19 protein-coding genes and 1 pseudogene are annotated in these 21,353 nt (G+C 67.4%); 7 read left to right on the top strand and 13 right to left on the bottom strand.

Annotated features, from left to right (window positions below):
- Positions 1–144: pseudogene (locus tag AC1DJH_RS32070) on the bottom strand (IS3 family transposase); the annotation flags it as partial.
- A gap of 277 nt (positions 145–421) precedes the next feature.
- Here AC1DJH_RS32070 and AC1DJH_RS32065 point away from each other — a divergent pair.
- Positions 422–793: a hypothetical protein gene (locus AC1DJH_RS32065; RefSeq protein WP_478188470.1), complete on the top strand. Its 372-nt coding sequence runs from the start codon at positions 422–424 to the stop codon at positions 791–793.
- 259 nt (positions 794–1,052) lie between these two features.
- On the opposite strand, the gene AC1DJH_RS32060 is transcribed toward AC1DJH_RS32065, so the two are convergent.
- Entirely contained in the window at positions 1,053–1,313 is a 261-nt protein-coding gene (locus AC1DJH_RS32060; RefSeq protein WP_478188469.1) for a hypothetical protein, read from the bottom strand.
- A 577-nt stretch (positions 1,314–1,890) separates the two neighbouring features.
- Between AC1DJH_RS32060 and AC1DJH_RS32055 the strand changes: the two genes are divergently transcribed.
- Positions 1,891–2,091 carry a hypothetical protein gene (locus AC1DJH_RS32055; protein ID WP_478188468.1) on the top strand — a complete coding sequence of 67 codons (201 nt, stop codon included), beginning with the start codon at positions 1,891–1,893 and terminating at the stop codon, positions 2,089–2,091.
- A gap of 74 nt (positions 2,092–2,165) precedes the next feature.
- Here the strand turns inward: AC1DJH_RS32055 and tnpC are convergent, their stop codons facing one another.
- From tnpC to tnpA, 3 genes are read right to left on the bottom strand one after another with little or no spacing between them, the layout of a single operon-like run.
- Positions 2,166–3,737, bottom strand: a complete 1,572-nt coding sequence (gene tnpC, locus AC1DJH_RS32050) for an IS66 family transposase (protein WP_478188467.1) — start codon at positions 3,735–3,737, stop codon at positions 2,166–2,168.
- 57 nt (positions 3,738–3,794) lie between these two features.
- Positions 3,795–4,127 (bottom strand): IS66 family insertion sequence element accessory protein TnpB, encoded by a 333-nt coding sequence (tnpB, locus tag AC1DJH_RS32045; RefSeq protein ID WP_478188466.1) that lies wholly within the window; start codon positions 4,125–4,127, stop codon positions 3,795–3,797.
- A complete protein-coding gene (tnpA, locus tag AC1DJH_RS32040; RefSeq protein WP_478188465.1) occupies positions 4,124–4,471 on the bottom strand; it encodes an IS66-like element accessory protein TnpA in 348 nt (115 codons plus the stop codon). Before tnpA ends, tnpB begins: the two co-directional genes overlap by 4 nt.
- Before the next feature lie 449 nt (positions 4,472–4,920).
- Between tnpA and norR the strand changes: the two genes are divergently transcribed.
- Complete coding sequence (norR, locus tag AC1DJH_RS32035; RefSeq protein ID WP_478188464.1) at positions 4,921–6,498, top strand: nitric oxide reductase transcriptional regulator NorR; 1,578 nt, start codon at positions 4,921–4,923, stop codon at positions 6,496–6,498.
- Between the two features lie 11 nt (positions 6,499–6,509).
- On the opposite strand, the gene hmpA is transcribed toward norR, so the two are convergent.
- From hmpA to AC1DJH_RS32020, 3 genes are all read right to left on the bottom strand, one after another.
- Positions 6,510–7,697, bottom strand: coding sequence for an NO-inducible flavohemoprotein (hmpA, locus tag AC1DJH_RS32030; RefSeq protein WP_478188463.1), 1,188 nt, complete (start codon positions 7,695–7,697; stop codon positions 6,510–6,512).
- 498 nt (positions 7,698–8,195) lie between these two features.
- Positions 8,196–8,876 carry a hypothetical protein gene (locus tag AC1DJH_RS32025; protein WP_478188462.1) on the bottom strand — a complete coding sequence of 227 codons (681 nt, stop codon included), beginning with the start codon at positions 8,874–8,876 and terminating at the stop codon, positions 8,196–8,198.
- A 686-nt stretch (positions 8,877–9,562) separates the two neighbouring features.
- On the bottom strand, positions 9,563–10,639 hold the full coding sequence (locus AC1DJH_RS32020; protein ID WP_478188461.1) for an alpha/beta hydrolase: 1,077 nt from the start codon (positions 10,637–10,639) through the stop codon (positions 9,563–9,565).
- A gap of 329 nt (positions 10,640–10,968) precedes the next feature.
- Here AC1DJH_RS32020 and AC1DJH_RS32015 point away from each other — a divergent pair, with 329 nt between their 5' ends.
- On the top strand, positions 10,969–12,420 hold the full coding sequence (locus AC1DJH_RS32015) for a phospholipase D family protein (RefSeq protein WP_478188460.1): 1,452 nt from the start codon (positions 10,969–10,971) through the stop codon (positions 12,418–12,420).
- Between the two features lie 58 nt (positions 12,421–12,478).
- On the opposite strand, the gene AC1DJH_RS32010 is transcribed toward AC1DJH_RS32015, so the two are convergent.
- From AC1DJH_RS32010 to AC1DJH_RS32000, 3 genes are all read right to left on the bottom strand, one after another.
- The gene (locus tag AC1DJH_RS32010) at positions 12,479–13,204 is read right to left on the bottom strand and encodes a helix-turn-helix domain-containing protein (RefSeq protein ID WP_478188459.1); all 726 of its coding nucleotides are present in this window, start codon (positions 13,202–13,204) and stop codon (positions 12,479–12,481) included.
- 154 nt (positions 13,205–13,358) lie between these two features.
- Entirely contained in the window at positions 13,359–13,814 is a 456-nt protein-coding gene (locus AC1DJH_RS32005; RefSeq protein ID WP_478188458.1) for a carboxymuconolactone decarboxylase family protein, read from the bottom strand.
- 13 nt (positions 13,815–13,827) lie between these two features.
- Entirely contained in the window at positions 13,828–14,280 is a 453-nt protein-coding gene (locus AC1DJH_RS32000; protein ID WP_478188457.1) for a cupin domain-containing protein, read from the bottom strand.
- Positions 14,281–14,616: 336 nt separating this feature from the next.
- Between AC1DJH_RS32000 and AC1DJH_RS31995 the strand changes: the two genes are divergently transcribed.
- Genes AC1DJH_RS31995 through AC1DJH_RS31985 form a run of 3 tightly spaced genes read left to right on the top strand, consistent with a single transcriptional unit; the run spans position 14,617 to position 19,140 of the window.
- Positions 14,617–16,110, top strand: coding sequence for an efflux transporter outer membrane subunit (locus tag AC1DJH_RS31995; RefSeq protein ID WP_478188456.1), 1,494 nt, complete (start codon positions 14,617–14,619; stop codon positions 16,108–16,110).
- A 29-nt stretch (positions 16,111–16,139) separates the two neighbouring features.
- Entirely contained in the window at positions 16,140–17,531 is a 1,392-nt protein-coding gene (locus AC1DJH_RS31990) for an EmrA/EmrK family multidrug efflux transporter periplasmic adaptor subunit (RefSeq protein WP_478188471.1), read from the top strand.
- Between the two features lie 13 nt (positions 17,532–17,544).
- Positions 17,545–19,140: an MFS transporter gene (locus AC1DJH_RS31985; protein WP_478188455.1), complete on the top strand. Its 1,596-nt coding sequence runs from the start codon at positions 17,545–17,547 to the stop codon at positions 19,138–19,140.
- A 152-nt stretch (positions 19,141–19,292) separates the two neighbouring features.
- Here the strand turns inward: AC1DJH_RS31985 and AC1DJH_RS31980 are convergent, their stop codons facing one another.
- Together AC1DJH_RS31980 and AC1DJH_RS31975 are read right to left on the bottom strand one after the other, a co-directional pair.
- A complete protein-coding gene (locus AC1DJH_RS31980; RefSeq protein ID WP_478188454.1) occupies positions 19,293–20,333 on the bottom strand; it encodes a catalase family peroxidase in 1,041 nt (346 codons plus the stop codon).
- 159 nt (positions 20,334–20,492) lie between these two features.
- Positions 20,493–21,224 carry an AraC family transcriptional regulator gene (locus AC1DJH_RS31975; protein ID WP_478188453.1) on the bottom strand — a complete coding sequence of 244 codons (732 nt, stop codon included), beginning with the start codon at positions 21,222–21,224 and terminating at the stop codon, positions 20,493–20,495.
- Between the last annotated feature and the right edge of the window lie 129 nt (positions 21,225–21,353).

Genomic DNA, 21,353 nt, shown 5'->3' with positions numbered 1-21,353 from the left:
GCCGCGCATCACACCTCTCAGCCCCAGGCGCCGCATCAGCCGCTCGACCGTGCAGCGGGCCACCGTCGTGCCCTCGCGCGCCAGTTGCCTCCAGACCTTGTCGGCCCCATAGACCTGCATGTTGGCCTGCCAGACGCGCTGTATCGCCGCAAGCGTCCTGGCAACTCATATTGACGGCGGTCTCAGACTCAAGACCAACGCGCGCAGATGGCTGGCCACGACAACCTGGCAGCACCTATTGCAGCACGCTCGCAGTCACGTGCCGAGGAAGCAATGACGGCGATCGGCAGATCAGACGACAACGGAAGCCCATCCGCGTCAAAGTAGCAGGTCGCGTCCGGCTAAGCTGCCGCGGGCATTTAGGCGCAGGATCGGACGTTCGAATCTGCACTGAGCTCACCGCACTTGAGAGGCCCTGACCATGAAGCTGATGACAGTCGAGATGACTCACGAGAGCGGCACGGACATCGCGAGTTGGTCTACCAGCGGAGAGATCCCACCGGCCGAAACCTTCGACCGACTCATCCGCGTCCTGGCAGAAACCAGGCAGACGATGGAGCCGGCTTTTCCTGAGACGCTGCCCGTGCTCATCAAGGACCCGCCACAGGTCGATGGGGCCGCTTGGCAGTGGTCGATTCAGCCCGATGGCAGCTTGGTCCTGAACATCCGCCATCCAGGACTTGGCTGGCTCGGCTTCCGAATGCCTGACGTGGATCTCTTTCACGAGAACCTGACGAACGTGATTGACCAACGAAACGCGCTACGCGACGAACTTGTCCTCCCGCCCGGCTGAGTCGACCATCACGACTTGGCCGCCACTAGTCGAGCGATGCTAGTCAATCTGCTCGCATTTTTTGCGCGCTATTTCAACCGCAGCCAACAGTTGGGCAGCTCTTACTTGGTCTAATCGCTCACCCCGTGTGACTCGGCTGACGTCTTGCAGGGCAGCCTCTACAGCAACCACCCAAGCCGCTAACCTCGGTTGCGTCGATGGGCTAGGCCCGAGGGCGGTCGGAGGCGGCGAATGGGCGAACTGAGAATATGTCATATCTTCAAACGGGCCTATTGGTGCGTGCTTCGTAGCTCGCGATCCAGCTGAGCGCTCGATCCGCAAGCGCGGCATGCGCCTCGGCGTTCGTGCGCTTTGGCCCCGCGTAAACCAACCGGCAAAGCAGGACATCACCCGAATTGACATCTGCCGAAAAGCTCACGCCGCCGCTGTAGATAGGCCCAGCGGACATGGAGGTCCGCCACTGCGGCTCGGAACTTGCGGAATCACCGGGCGCGGTGTCGTTCTCGGCATCTGGCTTCATAGGGCGTAGGGCGCTTCGCGTAGGGTTCCCCCAACCCTATCGCGGGCACAACTAATTCGTCTGTGCGGTAGCGCACATTGCAATGAATGCGAAAAGGAACGGCTTATTCGCGTGGCTTCGCCGAAAATCGAGCCGAGTCGGTCGCGATTCGAGCCTGCCACTCCTCGATGAAATGGTCCGCACGCTGCTGCAGCCGACTCAGCACTTCCTCGCGCGTCGGCTTTTGAGCAAGCACCAAAACGCAGCGGGTCTCGCGCCCTTCACGAAGCTCCGCCTTCCCGGAGCACATGCCATCGTCGTTCTTTAGCTCCAGCCAGCAGGTCCACCCGGTGGGCAAATTAAGTGCTTGAGTCTCGTTAGGCAGTGGCATAAAGATAGTTCTTCTATCTCAAGGAGACTTCATCGTACCTCCGCTCTCTTCACGATTGTCAAGTCACTAGCGGCCGGTTTGAGCACGGTGCAGGCTCTTCCATCGTCGAGTGGACTTATCCCGCCAATGATGTTCACATGCCACACGCACACGCACACGCACACGCTTTTCCCAGCGAAGCGACGCACGCTTGGTGGGAACCGGCACATGAAAAAAATACGTTTGAATGACGAGCAATGGAAGAAGCTGCAGGCACTCCCGCAGACTCCCATCCTCGTCCGCGGTGAGATGATCGACGCGCCGAGATCTTCAAGCCGCCTAAGTTCACACGGCTTGATCGCTACCGATCACACCGGGCGCGAATACATCACGGACCAGGGTGTGCAGCGGTTAAACCAAGGCCGCTGAAGCGACAGAAATCGCACCACGGCGAAGCTCAAGGGTAAGCGCGCGGTGATCCGGTCTTGACGACGGTCCTTCGCTCAGCGCACTGCGGTTGGCTGCCAGCGATGCGGCAGTAACTCTCCGACGCGACTGGCCGGCTGCGTGGGCAGGCGCTCGAGGACATCGCTGAGGTACGCGTGCAGCTCATGTCCATTGAGCTTTGCTGACTGGATCAAGCTCATGACGGCCGCCGCGCGCTGGCCTGCCCGTAGCGAACCTGCGAACAGCCAATTCGATCGTCCGATGGCGATCGGGCGGATCTGGTTCTCCACCCAATTGTTGTCCGCCGGCAGATCTCCGTCGTCGATGTAGCGCGTGAGCGCCTGCCAGCGCTTGAGGCTGTAGTCGATTGCCCTGGCCGTGGCCGAACCATCCGGCACCTGCCGCCGTTGCCCGGCGAGCCATTGCTGCAGGGCATCAGCCACCTTGCGCGACCTCTCTTGTCGTATTCGCCTTCGATCCTCAGGCTCACGCTTGGCGACCTCGCGTTCGACGGCGTAGAGTTCGCCGAAGAGCTTCAGCGCCTGCTCGCCGACCGGGCTGCCGTGATTGGCCCAGAGTTCGTGGAACTTGCGCCTTGCATGGGCCAGGCAACCCGCCTCGGTGATGCCCAGCTCGAAGCACGCCTTGTAGCCACTGAAGTCGTCGCACACCAGTGTGCCGCGCCAGCCATGCTCGCCCGGCAGCCCGAGGAAGGCGCGCGCATGCTGGCCGCCGCGGCTGTCGGCGAAGTCGAACACCACTGCGCGCAGCGCGCTGTAGCTGGTCGTGCAGTAGCTCCAGAGGTAAGCCCGGTGCGTCTTGCCGTTGCCGGGCTTGAGCATCGCCACAGGGGTCTCGTCGGCATGCAGCACGCGGTCTTCGAGCATCTCGCGCTTGAGCGCATCGACCAGAGGCTGTAGCTGCACGCCGCACTGCCCGACCCAGCTGGCCAGTGTCGAGCGCGATATGGCGAGGCCAGCGCGACCGAAGATGGCTTCTTGCCTGTACAGCGGCAAGTGATCCATGTACTTGCCCACCAGCACCTGCGAGAGCAGCCCAGCCGTCGGGATGCCCTTGTCGATGATGTGCGGGGCGACGGGCGCCTGCACCAGCGTCTCGCACTTCGTGCAGACCCATTTGCCGCGCACGTGACGCTCGACGCTGAACACGCCTGGCTGGTAGTCGAGCTTCTCGGCCACATCCTCGCCGATGCGCTGGAGGGTGCAGCCGCAGGCACAGGTGGTGCTCTCGGGTTCGTGGCGGATCTCCCGGCGCGGCAAGTGCGCGGGCAGTGCCTGGCGCTTGGGTTGCTGCTTCTCACGCTGCGCAGACGGCACGGTCGCGAGTTGTTCCAGCTCACGCTCCATCGCTGCCAAGTCAGCATCGATGGTCTCTTCCAGCAGGCTCTTCTGCTCGACATTGAAGGCTTCGGACTTGGCGGCGAACTTCAACCGCTTGAGCACGGCCATCTCGTGCGTGAGCTTGTCGATGGCCGCTTGCTTGAACGCGATCTCGTGGTCGCGACGTGCGATCTCAAGCTTGTCAGCTGCAGCCCCTTTCCTCAGGGAGAGGACCAACTCGCGCAGCTGCTGCGCGTCCAGGTGGTCAAGGTCGGCCGTGTCGATCACGGAAGGTGATGGTGCCTCAGCGTGCGTGCCCACGCATCAGCACATTCGGCAATTGCACTACAGCACGCAAATCACTCCAGCTTCGCCGATCCGCTGCCACGGCAGTCCGAGCACCAGCGCGTCGAACTGGGTAGGGGTCAGGCTGAGGGTGGTGCCGCTGTCCTTGGGCCAGACGAACTTGCCCTGGTGCAGGCGTCGTGCCGACAGCCAGATGCCGATTCCGTCGTGCACCAGGACCTTCATGCGATTCGCGCGCCGGTTGGCGAACAGGTAAGCGTGGTGCGGGCGCGCGGCGCCGAAGACACGCACCACGCGCGCCAGTGCCGCTTCGGCGCCTGCGCGCATGTCCAACGGCTCGACGGCCAGCCACAGCGCGTCGACCCGGATCACCTGAGGATCTCGCGCAGCCAGGTGGCGCATTGGCCTGACGCGCTCAACGGCCAGGTCACGTTCACCGCGATCGCGCCGCGGCGAAGCTCAAGGTGAATGTCATTTGCCGCGGTGGGATCTGGCGCCAGCGTGAGCGAGACGAACTCGGCTTGCGGGTCACCGGCGTTCGAGGCGATGCCTCCGGCGTCGACCATGCGGCGCCACTTGTGAACGAGGTTGGCGTTGAGGCCATGGGCCAGCGCCACTTGAGCCACAGACGCCCCGGGCTCTGCGCACGCCGCCAGCACTTGCCGCTTCAGATCGGCCGCGTGGCGCCGACGGCTCACGCGCTTGGAGTCTTCCATAGGTGTCCACCTAAATCCTTGGTGGACACCATCGTCATAGACACTGGGGCCAAGTTCAAGACGGGATCACCGCGCGCTTACGTGGCATCGCGCACACGCGCTGCTTTCTGGGCCGTGTCTCAGAGTTCTCAGCGCTGGCTCAGTCCGATGGCCGCACTCGCGCGAGCGAGCCTGCCACGGACTTTAATGGCAAAGAACACCGGAAGTGGCGCTGGGGATCCGAAGGACGCCCGAGCCCACGACAAGCATCGGTCGATGACATCTGGCGCTTCGCCAAGGTCTGCCGCTAGCCATGATGATGCGCCCCTTCTTGGCGAGCTTCGGATGAAGCTGCAACGCTGCCATCCGCTGTCGCGAGATTGCATCGGCGCGTGTGTCGCGCTGGATCCCGAGTGTCGCGAGTGTGCAAGCCAGGCGCATCACCCCGCGAAGACGAAAATACCTGCCTTATGAACCCGCCGAGCCTGCTCACCGCCCTGCTGCCGCTGATGGCCGACCTAGCTCAGGACCTACCTGAGGCCGAGCGCCACCGGCGCCTGCTGGAGACGCTGCGCGTGCTTCTGCCCTGCGATGCCACCGCCATGCTGCGCCTGGACGGCGACTGGCTGGTGCCGCTGGCGGTCAATGGTCTGGCCGGCGACACACTGGGCCGACGCTTCCGGGTGGCTGAGCATCCCCGTTTTGCGCAGCTGCTCGACGCACCCGGCCCGGTGCGCTTCGCGGCCGACTGCGGCCTGCCCGACCCCTTTGATGGCTTGGTCGACGGCGTGCAGGGCCATTTGCCGGTGCACGACTGCATAGGCTGCGCGCTGCGGGTCGATGGCAGGTCCTGGGGACTGCTTACGCTCGACGCGCTGGAGATCGGGCGCTTCTCTCGTGTGGAGCTGGACGTGTTGCAGGCATTTGCCAGCCTGGCCGCCGCCACGGTCGCGCTGGCCACCCGCATGCACGGCCTGGCCGCGCGCGCCGAAGACGAACGCCAGCGCGCCGACAGCTACGCGCGGGCTGCGAGCCAGGCGCCGCGCCACATGGTCGGCCACAGCGCCGCGCACAAGCGGCTGCTCAAGGACGTCGCGTTGGCCGGCCCCACCGACCTGTGCGTGCTGATTCAGGGCGAGACCGGCACCGGCAAGGAGTTGGTGGCGCAGGCGCTGCACGCCGCATCCGCACGCGCCGCTCGCCCGCTGGTCAGCATCAACTGCGCAGCGCTGCCCGACAACCTGGTGGAGAGCGAGCTTTTCGGCCACGTGCGCGGCGCCTTTACCGGCGCGGTGGGCGATCGGCGCGGCAAATTCGAACTGGCCGACGGTGGCACGCTGTTCCTCGACGAAGTGGCCGAGCTGCCGCTGCAGGTGCAGGCCAAGCTGCTGCGCGTGTTGCAGGGCGGCCAGCTGCAGCGTCTGGGCTCCGATCGCGAGCACCGCGTGGACGTGCGTGTCATCGCGGCCAGCAACCGCAACCTGGCCGACGAGGTGCGCGCGGGCCGCCTGCGCGCTGACTTCTACCACCGGCTCAGCGTGTATCCGCTGGTGGTGCCGCCGCTGCGCGAGCGCGGGCGAGACGTGCTGACCATCGGCGGCTTCTTCCTGGAAGAGGCCCGCTCGCGCATGGGCCTGGGCGCGGTGCGGCTCGACGCCAGCGCGCAGGCCGCGCTGCTGGCCTACGACTGGCCCGGCAACGTGCGCGAGCTCGAGCACCTGCTGGGGCGCAGCGTAGTGAAGGCGCTGGGCCGGCATGCGCAGAGGCCGCGCATCCTGACGCTGGGCGCTGAGGACCTCGGGCTGGGCACGGGCCACCTCGGCCTGAGCACGGCCGGCGCCGCGCAAGACGCTGCCGCGCCGCAGGCCGCCGCCATGCCGGCGCAAGGCCTCGGTTTGCGCGACGCCGTGAGCGACCTGGAGCGCCGCATGGTGCTGCAGGCGCTCGCGCAGAACGGCCAGCGGTGGGCCGCTGCTGCGCGCGACTTGCGCATCGACCCAGCCAACCTTGCGCGGATGGCGAAGCGCCTGGGCATCGCGCGCGGCTGAGCCGCGGCGGCCTACTCCAGCGCCGACGCTGGCCCGAAGAACTCGAAGCGCGACTGCGCGTCTGGCACGCCCCAGCTGCGCAGCCCGCGGCGCACCTGCTGCATGAAGAGCTTGGGCCCGAGGAAGTAGGCGTCGACGTCGCGCGTGTGCGCGGGCAGCCATGCGTTCAGCCGGTCCAGGTCGAGCCGGCCGACCGCATGCGGCGCGGGCGCAGATTTGTCGCTCACCTCGTCGTAGCAATAGAAGCGCTGCAGTCGCGGATGACGTGCTGCCGCCGCCTCGATCTGCTCGCGGAATGCGTGCACCTCGCCGTTGCGCGCGCAATGGATAAACACCACGTCGCGATCGGTGGCCAACGCCTGCTCCAGCATCGCCAGCGTCGGCGTGATGCCCACCCCGCCGCTGATGAGCACAACCGGTCGGTCGCTGTCCGCCAGCACGAACTCACCCGAGGGCGGCAGCAACTGCAGCGTGTCGCCCACCTGCACGCGCTCGTGCAGCCAGGTCGAGGCCACGCCGCCGGGCTCGCGCTTCACGCTGATGCGGTAGGTCTTGCCGTTGGGCGCGGCCGACAGCGAGTAGTTGCGCCGAATGTCCTTGCCGTCCACCCGCAGCAGCATGCCGATGTACTGGCCGGGCGCGAAATCCATCAGCGCGCCGCCATCGGCCGGCGCGAAGTGGAACGAGGTGATCTCGGCGCTCTCAGCCACCTTGCGCATCACCTCGAAATCGCGCGCGCCGCGCCAGCCGCCGGGTGCCGAGGCCTGCGCGTCGTACAGCTGTTTCTCGGCGCCGATCAGGATGTCGGCGAGCTGGCCGTAGGCCGCCGCCCAGGCGTCGATCACCTCGTCGGTCGCCACCTCGGCGCCCAGCACGTCGCGGATGGCGCGCAGCAGGCAGCCGCCGACGATCGGGTAATGCTCGGGCATCACCTGCAGCGCCACGTGCTTGTTGACGATCTGCGTCGCCAGCGGGCCCATTGCTTCCAGCCGGTCGATATTCTTCGCGTACATCAGTACGCCGTTGGCCAGCGCGCGCGGCTGGTCGCCTTTGGCTTGGTGGGTCTCGTTGAAGAAGGGGCGGACCTCGGGATGCTCGGCCAGCAGCATCTTGTAGAAATGGGTAGTCAGGGCCTCGCCGCCCTGCTCAAGCAGGGGTACGGTGGAAGCTACGATGGCGCGTTGGGCAGCAGTGATCATGGAAACCTCGGTGTGTGTCGTTGGATGAATGCTGATTGCTTCGCAACGGCCATGCCAGAAACTAAACTGTTTCAAATCAACAGCTTGCATGACACCAAGTCGAATTGACAGAGGCAATAAATCGAGTCAATTTGACAATTCGCTGTCGATGTGACACGTATCAGTTCAATGTTTTCGAGTCACCGGCCGGCACTACGCGAGCGATCGACAAGCCATACTGGCGCACGGAATCCTTTGAAGGATGCTTCGCGATGCCAACCCACGCATGGCTGTCCGTGCTTCTCGTCGGTACGATCCTGCGCTTGCCTGAGGTTGGGCGCCTGCGCACGACTTCTCTCCAAGGTGTATCGAGGGGCGCGCGACCGAAGCCCTCTTGCGACACGTCGGGCATTCAAACGAAGAGGCTGGGTGGCTGGTTGCCTGGGCGCTGCGGCGCGGCGGTTGAGCCAGCTCCACGGTGATGGTGTCTCGATCAGCCCACGCGGTCCGAGGACGCGCTCAGGACCGATCTCGCTGGCAGCGCCGCGCGCCGGGGTTACCAAGTTGCAGAAGTTGCTCAGCCACCAGCCAGCTCTGGCGTTCGTTGGTGCGCACGACCTCATCGACCACCAGATCGTAAGTCGCGCGGTCGCCGTCGATGGTGGCCTGACGCCGCATCGCCTCGAATTCGAAACGTCCGAGCTCATGCACCTCGAGCAACCGCCGCAGTCGCGCGGCATCGTCGAGGAGCCCGGCCGATCGCGCCGCCATCGGAACGCCACTGCCTGCAGGCCGCATGGACGCCCCCGCCCCGAACGGTCCCAACGCCTCGGCCCGCGCCAGAACCGCCGCGACAAGGGCGTACTGCTCGCCGAGGTGCCGCACAAACAGGTCCCGTATCGATGAGACGTCAGTGCCGCTCCACTTGGCTGCTGCATACAACTCGCACAGGTAGGTGGCGTGGGCCAGCAGCCGGTCGACCGTGACCAAGCTCCTGCGCCGCGCCTCTGACAGCAGTCCGAAGCGCGCATGCACCGGGACAGCAGACGCATCGCACGTGAAACCCTCGGCATCGAGCGCAGCCAGGAAGGGAAAGGCGTCGCGCGCCGCAGCAACCGCCGTGCGAGGTGTCTTGGTACGAGAAGCGCGCCGTGGGACAGTCACGGCGATGACTGCTTGGCGCTGGCGGCGAGGGTTCATCGGATGCTCCTTGAATGGGGCTCCATCGTCAGTCCGTGCCCTCTTGCTTTCTTTGACGAAACCGCCGCCGCTCGACCAATTCGTGCATCGAAACCGGTTGACCGAGCATTCGGCTGATGTGCACAGTTCGACCTCTCGACGGATCTCCGTGCCATCGCGTCGCGCTGCGTGTCGGGATAGGCAAAGCCCGCTGGACCCCGCCGCCTTGCGCGAGTCGCCGCTTCGCAGGCGTCCGCGTGCGCCAGCAGCTTGCGAAACGACCCGTCGCGGCCACGTGCGGGCGACGATCGCGCTGGCGCTTCCACTGAAGGCCGCGTGCTTCGCAGCGCGAAGCCTGACGGCAAACGTCGGCGGCGCGAAGCGGTTCGTTACAGCGCGACGCGCGGTGTATCCGTAGCTGAGTGGCAGACACACCGCTGCGATGGACAATCAAGGCGAGGGGGAGCGCTTTGCGCGCGTGCGCGGCGGTTGAGTCGGCGGGTCAGCAAGGACGCGGCGGGCGCACGCGCATCGTGCCCTGACGATCTGGCCGAGCGACCGCCAGCGTCGTCGGTGCAGGCCAGGGGGTGCGCGTGCTGCAACGTGCCCCTCCGCACTGCCCCGCCTTGCTGCGAGCATCACATCGAGCACGTGAGATTCGAAAAATATCCCGACCACCTTGCTGTGCCGTGCGTTCGGGTCAGCCTCTAGGGGTTCGACGGGCGCGGACAGACGGCGGCACGAGGCAGGCTCGAAACAAGCGCCCGGACAGCGAACTGACTCTCCATGTCTGCTGCCATTTTCTCCACTGAAAATCGTTGTTCGGTCGCTGCATTGTCCAAGGCCTGTCGCTCGAGCCAACGCAGGCACACCCTTGCCACATCGCGCCATCCGTGGTCTATCGTGAGTGAGTGGCCCCTGCCTTCGAATTGCCGCAATTCGGTCAGCGCCTTCGAATGTCGGTACATGCGAAATGCCGCCAGCGTGGTCACGTCCGGCGCCGTGTGGTCGTGCGTACCGGAAATCAACAGCAGCGGCCCGCGCGTGTCGTTTTCCGTGGCCACATGAGAGGCCGGGTTCCCAGTAACGTTCGCGAACGCGACCTCGAACAATCCGCGGACCGGCGAAGGGATGCACCACCGTTCGAACAGTGCGTCCGACTCTGCCCGCTCCAGGACATTGCCGAAGCCGTAGCGGAACTGCGCCTGGGTCAGTGCCACCGCTCTATGGACGTTCATCGGGTTGCCCAGCCCCGGCAGGCCGGCGCGCAATTGCGCGAGCGGCAGGCGGAACACCCCCTTGATCTGCGCCGGATCGATCGCGATCGCCGCCCGACAGCGCCCTTCGCCGAGCAGCTTCTGCGCGATGAGTCCACCGAACGAATGGCCGATCACCACCGGTGGCGACGGCAGACGCGCCATCAGTTCTGCGAAATGCGCGGTCACTTCAGCCAGGCTGCGACCTGCCACGAGCTCAGGGTGCGCGCGCGACATGCTCACCGTCTCGGGCTCGCCAGGCCAACCGGGCGTGTGCGTGTCGTAACCAGCGAGCCGGAACATGTCGGCCCAGCGGTGCCAGCTGCTGGCGTGCAGCCAAAGACCATGAATGAAAACAACGGATGTGCGTGCGGGCGTCATCGGGAGGTCCTCCAAGAATGGCACGCCAGCGTAGGCATGCAGCCAGCGAAACGCTTGAATGCCCTCGCTGCGACTGGCCTTCTCATGACGCGCTGCGCGCTTTCCGTGCTGTGCAGTCGTCCTGCGCAAAACCAGATCCTTGGCCACGTGCCGCCAGTTTCCGGCTACTTTGCGCAAGCGCTGCCTAGCCACAGCATTCCGCACGGCGCAAAGTTCGCGAGCCATTCCGCAACGCACATTCGCGCGCGGCTGCCGCGTCCACCCCCGCCATGCCACACCCACCCTGGTGGTCCCTCTCGATCCTGGTCTTCCTGTGGGGAGTGCCGGACTCCACACGCCTGCCGGCGCCCACGCCGAGCCAGTGGTCCGTCGCGCCAAATCCCCTACCCGAAAGTCCTCTCGCGAAGACAGCGGCCGACAATGCGCCGGCGCCGCACCTCAGCGGCTTTCGCCTGCTCCCCACGCCGCCATTCTCCATGCATGCGCGCCTGGAGCTGGCCCGGCGCGCCACGCGCAGCCTCGACGTGCAGTACTACCTGGTGCAGAACGACGAAACCGGTCGCATGTTCCTGCGCGCGCTGCGCGACGCCGCGCGCCGCGGCGTGCGTGTGCGGCTGTTGCTCGACGACCTGCACACGGCGGGTTCCGACGCGCTGCTGGAAGCGCTTGCGGCCGAACCCCGCGTCGAGATCCGCCTTTTCAATCCGTTCCCCGCCGCGCGCGGGCACATGACCACGCGCGTGCTGGCCTCGCTGTTCGACATGGGGCGGCTGCACCGTCGCATGCACAACAAGTTGTTCATCGCGGACGCCTCGATGGCGATCGCGGGCGGGCGCAACATCGCGGATGAATACTTCCTGGCCGGCGCCACGTCCAATTTCATCGACATCGACGCGCTGGTGGCAGGCGCCATCGTCCCTCGACTGGCCGGCTTTTTCGATGCGTACTGGGACAGTCCGTACGTCTACCCGCTTTCCGACGTCGTGCCACGCAGCGATGCTCCGCCAAGGCTGCGCGAGCGCTTCGAGACGATGACCGCGCGCGCCACGCCGGCTGGGCCGATGCCGCAGGCGCCCGACCTGCTCGGCAACCGCCCCCTTTCCGCTGACCTTGATGACGGCAGGCTGCCGCTCACATGGGCGAAGGCCGAGGCCTATTGCGACGCGCCGGGCAAAGCGCTGGGACCGCCCCACGGCAGCGACTGGACGCGCGGCGAAGTGACGGCGCCGACCGAGGTACCCGAGGGCGTGCGATTCAACGTGGGGCGCCTGATTCGCTCGGCCCGGCACGAGGTAGTGCAGACCACGCCCTACTTGGTGCCGGGCGACGGCGGCATGGCCACGGTGCGCATGCTCCGCGCGCGCGGCGTGGCCTACACCCTGGTTACCAATTCGCTGGCCGGCACCGACGCGTCGATTGTGCACGCTGGCTACCAGCGGTACCGCCCGGCGCTGCTGGCGGCCGGCGTGCGGCTCTACGAACTCAGTCCACAGCGCATGGCCCTGGCCAGGCACGGCGGAAGGTTCGCCTCGGAGGGTGGTCGGCTGCACGGCAAGTCCGTGGTCGTGGACAGGCGCGCGCTGTACCTTGGATCGCTGAACTTCGATCCGCGCTCGGAGCGCTACAACACAGAGTTGGGACTGATTGCCTTCAGCCCCGAACTGGCGGGCCAGCTGCTGGCGCTCGTGAGCTTGATCACGCGCGAAACGGCCTACGAAGTGCGCCTGCGCAGCGCCGGCCTGCAGTGGTCGGCACCTCGCGAAGTCCTTGCGGACCGTCGGTCCGGCGGCGGCGATCACGGGAACCCGGAGCATGACGGACAGCGCGACGGTGGCGAGCAGGTGCTGGATGAGGAACCGGAGACGGCTCTGTGGAAGCGACTCGTGCTGAAGCTGCTCGGGCCCCTGGTACCCGAGTCGATGCTGTAGATCGAGGCAGCGGCGAGAGACAGGTCCGGCCCGGCGCTGACATCAGTCCTGGCCGGCGCTAACGGTGCATGCGCCGGTAGTCGCGCGGCGTGTCGCCCATCACGTCGGAGAAGCACCGCGTGAAGTGGCTTTGGTCGGAGAAGCCCACCTCGAGGGCAATCTCGACCAGCGGCCGATCGGTGGTGCGGATGAGAAGCGCCGCCGCCGAGATGCGCTCGCGCATCAGATAGCGATGCGGCGGCAGGCCCACGCTCTGCTTGAAGGCGCGCGAGAAGTGGCACACCGAGAGGCCGGCGATCTGCGCCAACTGGCAGAGTTCGATCCTTTCTGCCATGCGCTGCGCCACGAAGTCGCGCACGCGGCGTAGGGCACCGGGCGGCAATCCCCCCCGAAACGAAGGTGCGGAGGTCGCAGCGGGCTCCGCAGCGGGGAGAGGCAGCCCCGTGGTCGGCGTTTCACTCGCGGGCCGCAGCAGCAGGCGCGCCGTGCCCGCGGCCAGGCTGGCGCGCAGCGCCTGTGCGTCGACGCAGGGCGTGGCGCCAGGCGCACCATGGCCCTGCGAGGCCTGTGCGCGGGGACCGCTCAGGACGACATGGACACCGCCGACGTGGGTGCGGCCTTCTCTCAGGAATTCGTCCTCTTCCCAAAGCCATACATCCAGGCCGGCCGCATCGCCGAGCTCCAGCCGCATGCAACCGTGCGCCGGCGCGGGCAGTTCGACATGCGGCCGCATCGAGCGAGTGAGCGTCGTCGCATGGGGCGTTGCGTGATCCAAGAGGCTCATGATCGTTCTGGATGGGGTTGAACCAGCGCCTCGAGGTCCGAGGCTGTGGCATCCAGTGTCATGGCTTCAGCACGTCTTGCTTGGTGCGCATGCGCCATGGCAAGCAGCATTGCGTGTCTGTGCGTGCCACGCCAGAGACGCTGCGCTTGGGATGTCAGGAAGGCACTGCGATCTCGGGCGTCTTGCGAAAACCGATTGCCAGCCGGTTGTAGGCGTTGATGACGCCCACTGCCAACGTGAGGTCCACGCGCTCGCGCTCGTCGAACTCGGCCGACAGCGCCTGGTAGTCGGCGTCGGCGGCATGCGTCTGCGACACCAGCGTGAGCGATTCGGCCCATTGCAGCGCGGCGCGCTCGCGCGCGGAGAACAGGGTGCCAGCTTCGCGCCAGGCCGCGAGCATCAGCAAGGTCGACGGCGGCACGCCGGCCTTCATCAGGTCGCGCGAGTGCGACGCGATGCAGTACGCACATCCGTTGATCTGCGACACGCGCAGGTACACCAGGTCGATCAGTGCAGGAGGCAGGCCCGACTTGTGCACATACATGTACAAGCCGCCCAGGGCGCGCATGCCCTCGGGGGCGATGGCTTGGTGATCCAGTCGTTGGTTCATGGCGGATGTCCTTTCAGGGATGGTCGGGTGTCTTCAATGCATCACCGGTGTTCGCGACGAACACCACGAGCAGCCGCGCGGTCTGGGTGCGGCTGGCGTTCTGCGTGAGGGGATGGCGCGCGCCGGGCGGCTCGAACCAGTCGTCGCCCGCGCGGTAGGTGGTGGGGGGCCCGTCGTCCAGCGCGCTGCGCACTGCCCCCTTCAGCACATACGCATACACGAAGGCATCTCCATGGCGGTGCGGGCGCGCTTTGGCGCCGGGCGCAAAGTCCACGATGAGCGTGCTCAAGCTCTTGCCCGGCGCGTTCGGCAGCGCCTGCGTGAATTTCAAAGAGGCCGTCTCCTCGACGGCCTCGTGGGCAGTCGCGCGTGGCGCGTGACACAGCAACGCGCCCGCGCCGGCCAGGCACACGGCGATGGCCACGGCCTTGGGCCGCGGGAAGGGTGAGGTTCTGGAACAGGACATGGAATTTCTCCGGGGAGGGGTGATGGGACAGGCCGTTATCGTGGCGCGAAGCACGAGCGCGCGATGGCATGAAGCGGGCGTGTTTGGCCGCCTTCGGGCAGCAAATGGCGGCGTGCGTCCCATGATCGATTTCGTCCAAAGCCACGTGATCCGTGACAGAAGCCGCGCGGCGGCTGCCCGACCATCGGGCATGTCCCCACAGCTGACGAGGTGCTCGATGAACACATTTCTTTTCGCACGTACCACGGGTACCGAGTGCACCGCGGGCACCGCGCGTGCCGCGCGCACGGCCCGCATCGCTCGGCCATGCCGAGCCGATTCGTTGAGCGCCATTGCGTGGTGAGACACCTTCGCGTGGCGCTGGCCACGGCTGCTGCGGTGGGGGCGGGCCTTTCAGGCTGCGCCCTGCCCGCCCACCTTGCGCCGCCGCCGGCACGGCTCGACGCCCACACGCTGGGGTTGCGCACCGACACAACCGCCGCACCCGTCGACCCGGCCTGGTGGCATCAGTTCGGGCGACCCGAGCTCGACGCACTGGTGGACAAGGCCTTGCAGGACAACCCGTCGCTCGGCATCGCCGCTGCCCGGCTGCAGCGCGCCAAGGCGATCGCGCAGCGCATCGATGCGCAAGACTGGCCGCAGGTGACGGCACGTTTCGACGACACCCGCCAGCGCTTTCCCGAGCATGCGCTGTTCCCGCCAAGCATCGGAGGCACGCGGCAGAACCTGGCGACCGCGCAGCTCGCGGTCAACTGGGAGCTCGACTTCTTCGGACGCAACCGCGCCGCGCTGGACGCCGCACTGGGCACGGCGCAAGCGGCGCAGGCGGATGCCGCCATGGCGCGCCTGCTGGTCTCGACACAGGTGGTGCGAACCTACGTGCAATTGGCCCGCCTGCTGTCGCTGCGGGAGGTGGCCGAGCGCTCGCTGGCGCAGCGCGCCCAGGTGCTGGCGCTGGTGCGCCGCCGCACCGACGCCGGACTCGACACCTCGGTGGAGCTGCAACAGGCCGAAGGCGCCGTGCCGGACACCCGGCAGTCGCTGGAGGCGCTCGACGAGCAGATCGCCGCACGCCGCCACGCGTTGGCCGCATTGACGGTGCAACCCCTCGAGGCGCTCGCTGCGCTGCAGCCGCGCATCGGCCATCTGCAGCCCCAACCCCTGCCCGTGAGCGTGCCGGCCGATCTGCTGGGCCGACGCGCCGACATCGATGCGGCTCGCCGGCGCGCCGAGGTGGCCACGCGCGAGCTGGACGAAGCGCGCGCCGATTTCTACCCCAGTGTCAACCTCGTGGCCTTTGCGGGCTACAACGCACTGGGGCTGGATCGCCTGTTCGACAACGGCAGCCGCGCCATGGGGATCGGCCCTGCCATCCGCCTGCCAATCTTCGATGCCGGCCGGCTGCGCGCCAGCCAGCGCGCCAAGGCAGCGGACCTCGACGCGGCCATCGCAGCCTACAACGGCGTAGTGCTGGCGGCGGTACAGGACGCAGCCGACCAGATCAGCGCGCTGCAATCGCTCGCGCGCCAGCAACAGGACCAGATCCGCGCACAAGCGTTCGCCGAGCGCGCGTACAGGCTGGCGGTCGAACGCTACGAAGCTGGCCTGGGCTCGTACCTGGTCGTGCTCAGTGCCGAGACAGGCGTGCTCGCGCAGCGCCGCGCGGCTGCCGAACTGGGCGCGCGTGCGCTCGATAGACAGGCCGAGCTGATGCGCGCACTCGGTGGAGGCTATGCAGCGGGCTTGCACACCAGCGAGGCGCCGGCCTCCGTGGCGGCCACCATCGGCGGCAGCGCAACGACGGCGGCCGCGACCGCTACGCCGCAGTGACGCCCACCCTGGAAACCGCCATGAACAGCATGCCCTCCGACCCGACATCCCATGACGGCGCTGCCTTGGCGCCGCAAGCAAGTCCCGCGGTGCCGCACGCGCAAACCGCACCGAATGCGCCGCGCAGCATGCCCGGCTTGGCCGTCACGGCCTGCGCGCTGGTGCTGGCGCTCGGCTATGTGGCCTACCGCATGCTGGGCCCCGCGTCCACAGTCAGCACCGACAACGCCTACGTGCAGGGCAACGTCATCCAGGTCACGCCGCAAACCGGGGGCACCGTCGTGGCGGTACGCGCCGACGACACCGACTTCGTGCACGCCGGCCAGCCCCTGGTGCGCCTCGACCCGTCGGACGCCCGCATGGCGCTCGACCAGGCCGAGTCGCAACTGGCCCAGACGGTGCGCGAGGTGCGCACGCTCTATGCCAACAATGAGGTTCTGGGCGCGCAAATCGCCGTGCGTCAGGCCGAGGTGGCGCGGCTGGAAACCGAGCTCGCTCGCGCGCAACGCGACATGCACCGTCGTGAAGCACTGGTGCAGGATGGCGCGGTGGGGCGCGAGGAGTTCGAGCACGCAGCCACGCAGTTGGCCTCGGCGCGCAGCGCACTCGCCTCGACCCGCGCCGGCGCACGCGCGGCGCAGGCGCAACTAGCCGCCAACCTGTCGCTGACAGACCGCACGAGCGTGGAGCGGCATCCCAACGTGCTGCGGGCATCGGCCCGGGTGCGCGAGGCCTACCTCGCGCTGCGCCGCGCCAACGTGCACGCGCCGGTGGATGGCTTCGTGGCGCGGCGCAGCGTGCAAGTCGGCCAACGCGTGCAGGCCGGTGCCGGGCTCATGACCGTGGTGCCGCTGGACGGCATCTGGGTCGACGCCAACTTCAAGGAAGCTCAACTGCGCCAGTTGCGCCTCGGGCAGGAAGCCACGCTGGTGTCCGACCTGTATGGCGGGCAGGTGCGCTATCACGGCACGGTCGCCGGGCTGGGCGCGGGCACCGGCGCGGCCTTTGCGCTGCTGCCCGCGCAGAACGCCACCGGCAACTGGATCAAGGTGGTGCAGCGCGTGCCGGTGCGGATCCTGCTTGACCCGCGCGAGGTGGCTGCGCACCCCTTGCGCATCGGCATGTCGGTGGAGGTCTCAGTGGCGGTGTCCGCTGACCAGCGCCCCAGTGGCGGACCAGGGCCCGGCGTGCCGCCACGACCGACGGCGGCCGTCACCACCGTGTTCGACGGCGACGACCACGCCGCCGACGAGACCGTGCGACGCATCATAGGAGAAAACCTGGCTGCGAACGCCCAACCTGCGGCGGGCGCGGCAATGCCGATGTCCGGCGCGCTGCCATCGGTGCCAGCCGGCACCAGCGCGAGCCCGGCGCTGCGGCGCATGGGCGTCGATCGAGTGAGCGCGCGGGCGTCGCACTGAGGGCATCCCCATCATGTCCGCCGTCGCCGTCTCGAACGCCGTGTCTGCATCGGCAGGCCCTGCATCGCGCGCCCAGCGGTTCGCCTTGCTGCTGCTCATCGGCGTGCTGCCCTTCAGCGACTTCCTGCAGACGGGCGTGTATGCGTTCAACGCCGGGCCGATCATGGGCGATCTCGGCGCGAGCCCCGAGGAGTACAGCCTGGTCGCCACTTTCTACGCGGTGACGGCCATCGGCATGATCTTCAACCACCGCTGGCTGGTGGAGCGCATGGGGTGGCGCAGGTTCATGCGGGCGAACAGCCTGCTGTTCGCCAGCGGCGCCATGGTGTGCGCCACCAGTGACACGCTGGGCGTGTTCACGGCCGGGCGCCTCCTCGCCGCCATGGGATGCGCCTCGTTTTTCACGGCGGGGCGTGTGCTGGTGAACTTCATTCCCCCGTCGCCCCGGCGCTTCACGGGGGTGAAGTTCTTCGCCTCGGGCATTGCCTGGGGTGGCGTGTGCGGGCCACTGCTGGCCGCGACCGCGCTTTCCGTGCAAGACTGGCGGCTCGCTTTCGTGGCGCAGTTGGTGCCTGCGGCGCTCATTGCGCTGCTCGGCGAACTGTGCCTGCCCGGCGAGCCGCTGCCGAGGCGCTCACCGTTCGACGCGCGCGGGCTGGTGACGTTGGCAGGGGGCAGCGCGCTGCTCCTGTTCGCGCTCCAGCGCAGCGCGTTCGATTTTTTCTCGCATCGAGTGTCGCTCTATTTGTACCTGGCCGTCGGCCTGCCGGTGCTGGTGCTTGCGGTATGGCTGGTGCTGGGCAGCGAGTTGCCGGCCATCCGCCTGCACGAGATGTCGCAGCGCCGCTACCTCCTGGGTCTGGCCGCCTTCGGCACCTGCTACGCGTTGCTCGGGGGCACTAATACCGCGGTGCCGCTGCTGCTGATGCGCGGGCTCAATCTGCCGCTGGAAGCGATCGCGCGCTACGTGGCCATGGGCGCGCTCGGCGGCGTCGTGATGTGGATTGCACTGGCGCGGCTGGTGGTGCGCCACCAGGGGCCCACGCGCTACTACGTGCTGGGCTTTTCGCTGCTCGGGGCCGCGGGCGTGCTGCTCGGCGGATTGAGCGAGACGGCCGACACCAGCTCCGACGTGCTGCCAGCGCTGCTGTGCAACGGCGCCTTCATCATCGCGGTGCTGTCGACCACGGCGGTGCAGACTTTCAGGGACCTGCAGCGCGACGAGACGGTGTTTTCGCATGCGAACCAGGTGAAGAACGTGCTGGCACAGTTTGGCGTGGCCGCCGGCACCTGCGCGACCACGCTGTTCATGCAATGGCGCACCGCGCAGCACTACGTGCAGGTCGGCGAGGCACTCGCCTCCCAGAATGTGGCCCTGCAGGACACGCTGCGCCTCTTGTCGCAACGTTTCGCCGTCACGCAAGACCCGCAAGCCGCCGCGCAGATGGCAGTGGCCACGGTCAACGCCCTCCTGTCGCAGCAAGCGAACTTCATGGCGTCGCTAGACTACTTCCGCATCATCGCAGTGGCGGCGGGCGTGTGCCTCCTGGTGGCGCTCGGGGAACGTGGCGTGCGCTACTGCTGCGCGCGCCGTGCGACGCGTCGCTGAACGGCGATGCCTCGGTGGGATCAGCCGGGCGAGGCGGTGCGCACTGGAGCCGGTGTCCAGAACGTGGGTCCTGGCGCTTGCCTGGACGCAAGAAGCCGCTTAGCCGCGAGGCCACCACGTGTAGCCAGACCCAGCGCTTGGCGCCCGCTGCGCTACTGTCGCGCCCCGAAGGAGATCGGATACGCGGCATTGCGCAGCGTCAGCATCGGGTCGGCGCATTCGATCCCCGCGTGTGCCTGACCGGGCAGGAACAAGGTCTGCTTGTCGAGCGCGGGGTCTTGCGCGATGGCGGTCAAGGTGAGCGTTCCCAGGCGCACCAATTTGCGGGTCTCCGGCCAGGCGACGGAGGGGTCGTCGATCTTGTCGCCTGCGGCTGCGACCTGCGCGTACCAGTCGAGCTTGAGCGCTTCCGCCCGCAAGCGGCCAGGCAGCTCGTCCCGCAGGTAGTCGGCACCCTTTGCCTTCGCTTCGTCGGCGCCCAGGTAGTGCTCGCCCGCCAACGGCACGAACCGATAGCGCACGTGCTGCGCCACCCCGCCTGCATTTGTGAACTTGAACGCGTTCACGCCGTAATACGCTGCCGTCGCGAAAGAAGCCGGCGGCGGTTTCTGCGAGGTGACGAACGCTTTGGCGATGGGGTGCGCCTCGAGGAACTGCTCGATGGCGGTGGGGTGTGGTGCGTCGGGCCCGCTCGCACCGATGCTGCGAAGGAAGGCGGCGAACTCGTCCGAGGTCGCCACCGGGAAACCGTTGAAGCTGTGGGTCACCACGTCGAAGGCTTCGCCGTCGGCCGCCTTGACCTTGAACGCGAAGCCCCGTGGGTTGGCCTCCGGAATCGCGTCGGAAATATCCGGGATTCCGGTGAAGTCCGAGAAGCGGGCCGTCACCGGCAGCGCCCCGCCGGCGAAGAGGGACGCCCGGCTCCACGCCCGCGCGGCAGGGTCGGGACTGAACGATCCAACCAGGAGAACGCCCTTGGCGTGGACCGCGCGCGCGTGGTGCTCGCCGAATGCCACGTGCAGCGCATCGACCAGATCCTTCGGCGCCTGGCCTGGCACCACCGTCTGCGGCTGCGCCGCAGTGGGCAAGGGGGTGGCGGCCGCAAGCACCACCGCAATGGTGGAGGCAGCCACGATGCTGAGCCGCGCAGCGCGCACGCCCACTTGTTCGATGTAGTCGTCTGGGTCGCTCATGGCAGGTCCTATGGTGGATGTCGCGCGATTGCGATGTCCCATTCTTTTCTGCGACGTGCCGCCGCAGACTGTGGTTCCTGCCATGCCGCAATCGGTGTGGGTCGCTGTGTGCCAACGTGCGCGATGCGACCGTTGCCCGTCGACGTGGCGCAGATCCGTTCAGCCACGCAGTTCGGCGGGCCGCACGCCCAGATGCTGGCGAATCGCCCTGCTGAAATTCGACGGATCGCGAAATCCTGCCCGGTAGCCGATCTCAGCCGTGGTCAGATGACCGAGATGGCGCGCCCGGAGCATCGCGCTCGCACGATCGACGCGGCAGCGCACGATCAGCTCGCCGTAGGACGCGCCGTGGCGTGCCAGCACGCGGTGCAGCGTGCGCGGCGACACCGCACAGCTTGCCGCCACAGCGCACACGTCGAGGTCATGGTCGGTGCAGCGCGACGCGAGCACCTGCAGGATCTGCGTGAACTTGTCCGTTTCCCGCGCCGGCGCCTCGGGGCGCGGCATCGAGCGTTCGTGCGCCGCCAGCGCAAGCAACGCGCCCAGATGCTCGGGCACGAGGTGACGCGGCATCAAGGTCCCGTCGCGCGCCAGCTGCGCCATGCCTGCGACGTAGCTGCACAGCGCGCTGGCCCAGGGAGACTGCGCGCCGATGACGTTCCCTACAATGACGCCGGGGTCGGGGACCCATTGCCGCATCTCACGCCGCGAAAAATGGAATGCCATCGGCTTCGCGTCGCCCTGGCGCTCGAAGTCTGCGTCGATGCGGGTGTCGACGATGAAAAGCTCCCCCGGCCCCACACGCAGCGGGCGCCTGTACGTGAGGTTCCAGCCCGCAAGCAGGTTGACAAGGATTACATAGCCGTCGCCGTCGCACGCACCCAGGTTCATGGAAATCACCGCTGCAATGGATGGAAATCTGCCTTGGGATCACAGGCACGTTCTGCGCGTCGCGCACCGGGCCCGGCACGTCCCCGGTGGCCATTGTCCGCAGGACACTGCCTGGGATGGTGTCCTGCC

Source organism: Variovorax sp. 10N412, from assembly GCF_056394985.1.
Note: the sequence above shows the minus strand (reverse complement) of the source record. Positions and strands in the feature narration are given on the sequence as shown.

What these genes read in the sequence shown, in the direction of transcription:
- AC1DJH_RS32060 (WP_478188469.1), bottom strand. Translation starts at nt 1,313, where the DNA reads ATGAAGCCAGATGCCGAGAACGACACCGCGCCCGGTGATTCCGCAAGT.
- AC1DJH_RS32010 (WP_478188459.1), bottom strand. Translation starts at nt 13,204, where the DNA reads ATGAGCCTCTTGGATCACGCAACGCCCCATGCGACGACGCTCACTCGC.
- AC1DJH_RS32015 (WP_478188460.1), top strand. Translation starts at nt 10,969, where the DNA reads ATGCATGCGCGCCTGGAGCTGGCCCGGCGCGCCACGCGCAGCCTCGAC.
- norR (WP_478188464.1), top strand. Translation starts at nt 4,921, where the DNA reads ATGAACCCGCCGAGCCTGCTCACCGCCCTGCTGCCGCTGATGGCCGAC.
- AC1DJH_RS31980 (WP_478188454.1), bottom strand. Translation starts at nt 20,333, where the DNA reads ATGAGCGACCCAGACGACTACATCGAACAAGTGGGCGTGCGCGCTGCG.
- AC1DJH_RS32025 (WP_478188462.1), bottom strand. Translation starts at nt 8,876, where the DNA reads ATGAACCCTCGCCGCCAGCGCCAAGCAGTCATCGCCGTGACTGTCCCA.
- AC1DJH_RS32000 (WP_478188457.1), bottom strand. Translation starts at nt 14,280, where the DNA reads ATGTCCTGTTCCAGAACCTCACCCTTCCCGCGGCCCAAGGCCGTGGCC.
- AC1DJH_RS32005 (WP_478188458.1), bottom strand. Translation starts at nt 13,814, where the DNA reads ATGAACCAACGACTGGATCACCAAGCCATCGCCCCCGAGGGCATGCGC.
- AC1DJH_RS32065 (WP_478188470.1), top strand. Translation starts at nt 422, where the DNA reads ATGAAGCTGATGACAGTCGAGATGACTCACGAGAGCGGCACGGACATC.
- hmpA (WP_478188463.1), bottom strand. Translation starts at nt 7,697, where the DNA reads ATGATCACTGCTGCCCAACGCGCCATCGTAGCTTCCACCGTACCCCTG.
- tnpA (WP_478188465.1), bottom strand. Translation starts at nt 4,471, where the DNA reads ATGGAAGACTCCAAGCGCGTGAGCCGTCGGCGCCACGCGGCCGATCTG.
- AC1DJH_RS32055 (WP_478188468.1), top strand. Translation starts at nt 1,891, where the DNA reads ATGAAAAAAATACGTTTGAATGACGAGCAATGGAAGAAGCTGCAGGCA.
- AC1DJH_RS31990 (WP_478188471.1), top strand. Translation starts at nt 16,140, where the DNA reads ATGCCCTCCGACCCGACATCCCATGACGGCGCTGCCTTGGCGCCGCAA.
- AC1DJH_RS31975 (WP_478188453.1), bottom strand. Translation starts at nt 21,224, where the DNA reads ATGAACCTGGGTGCGTGCGACGGCGACGGCTATGTAATCCTTGTCAAC.
- AC1DJH_RS31985 (WP_478188455.1), top strand. Translation starts at nt 17,545, where the DNA reads ATGTCCGCCGTCGCCGTCTCGAACGCCGTGTCTGCATCGGCAGGCCCT.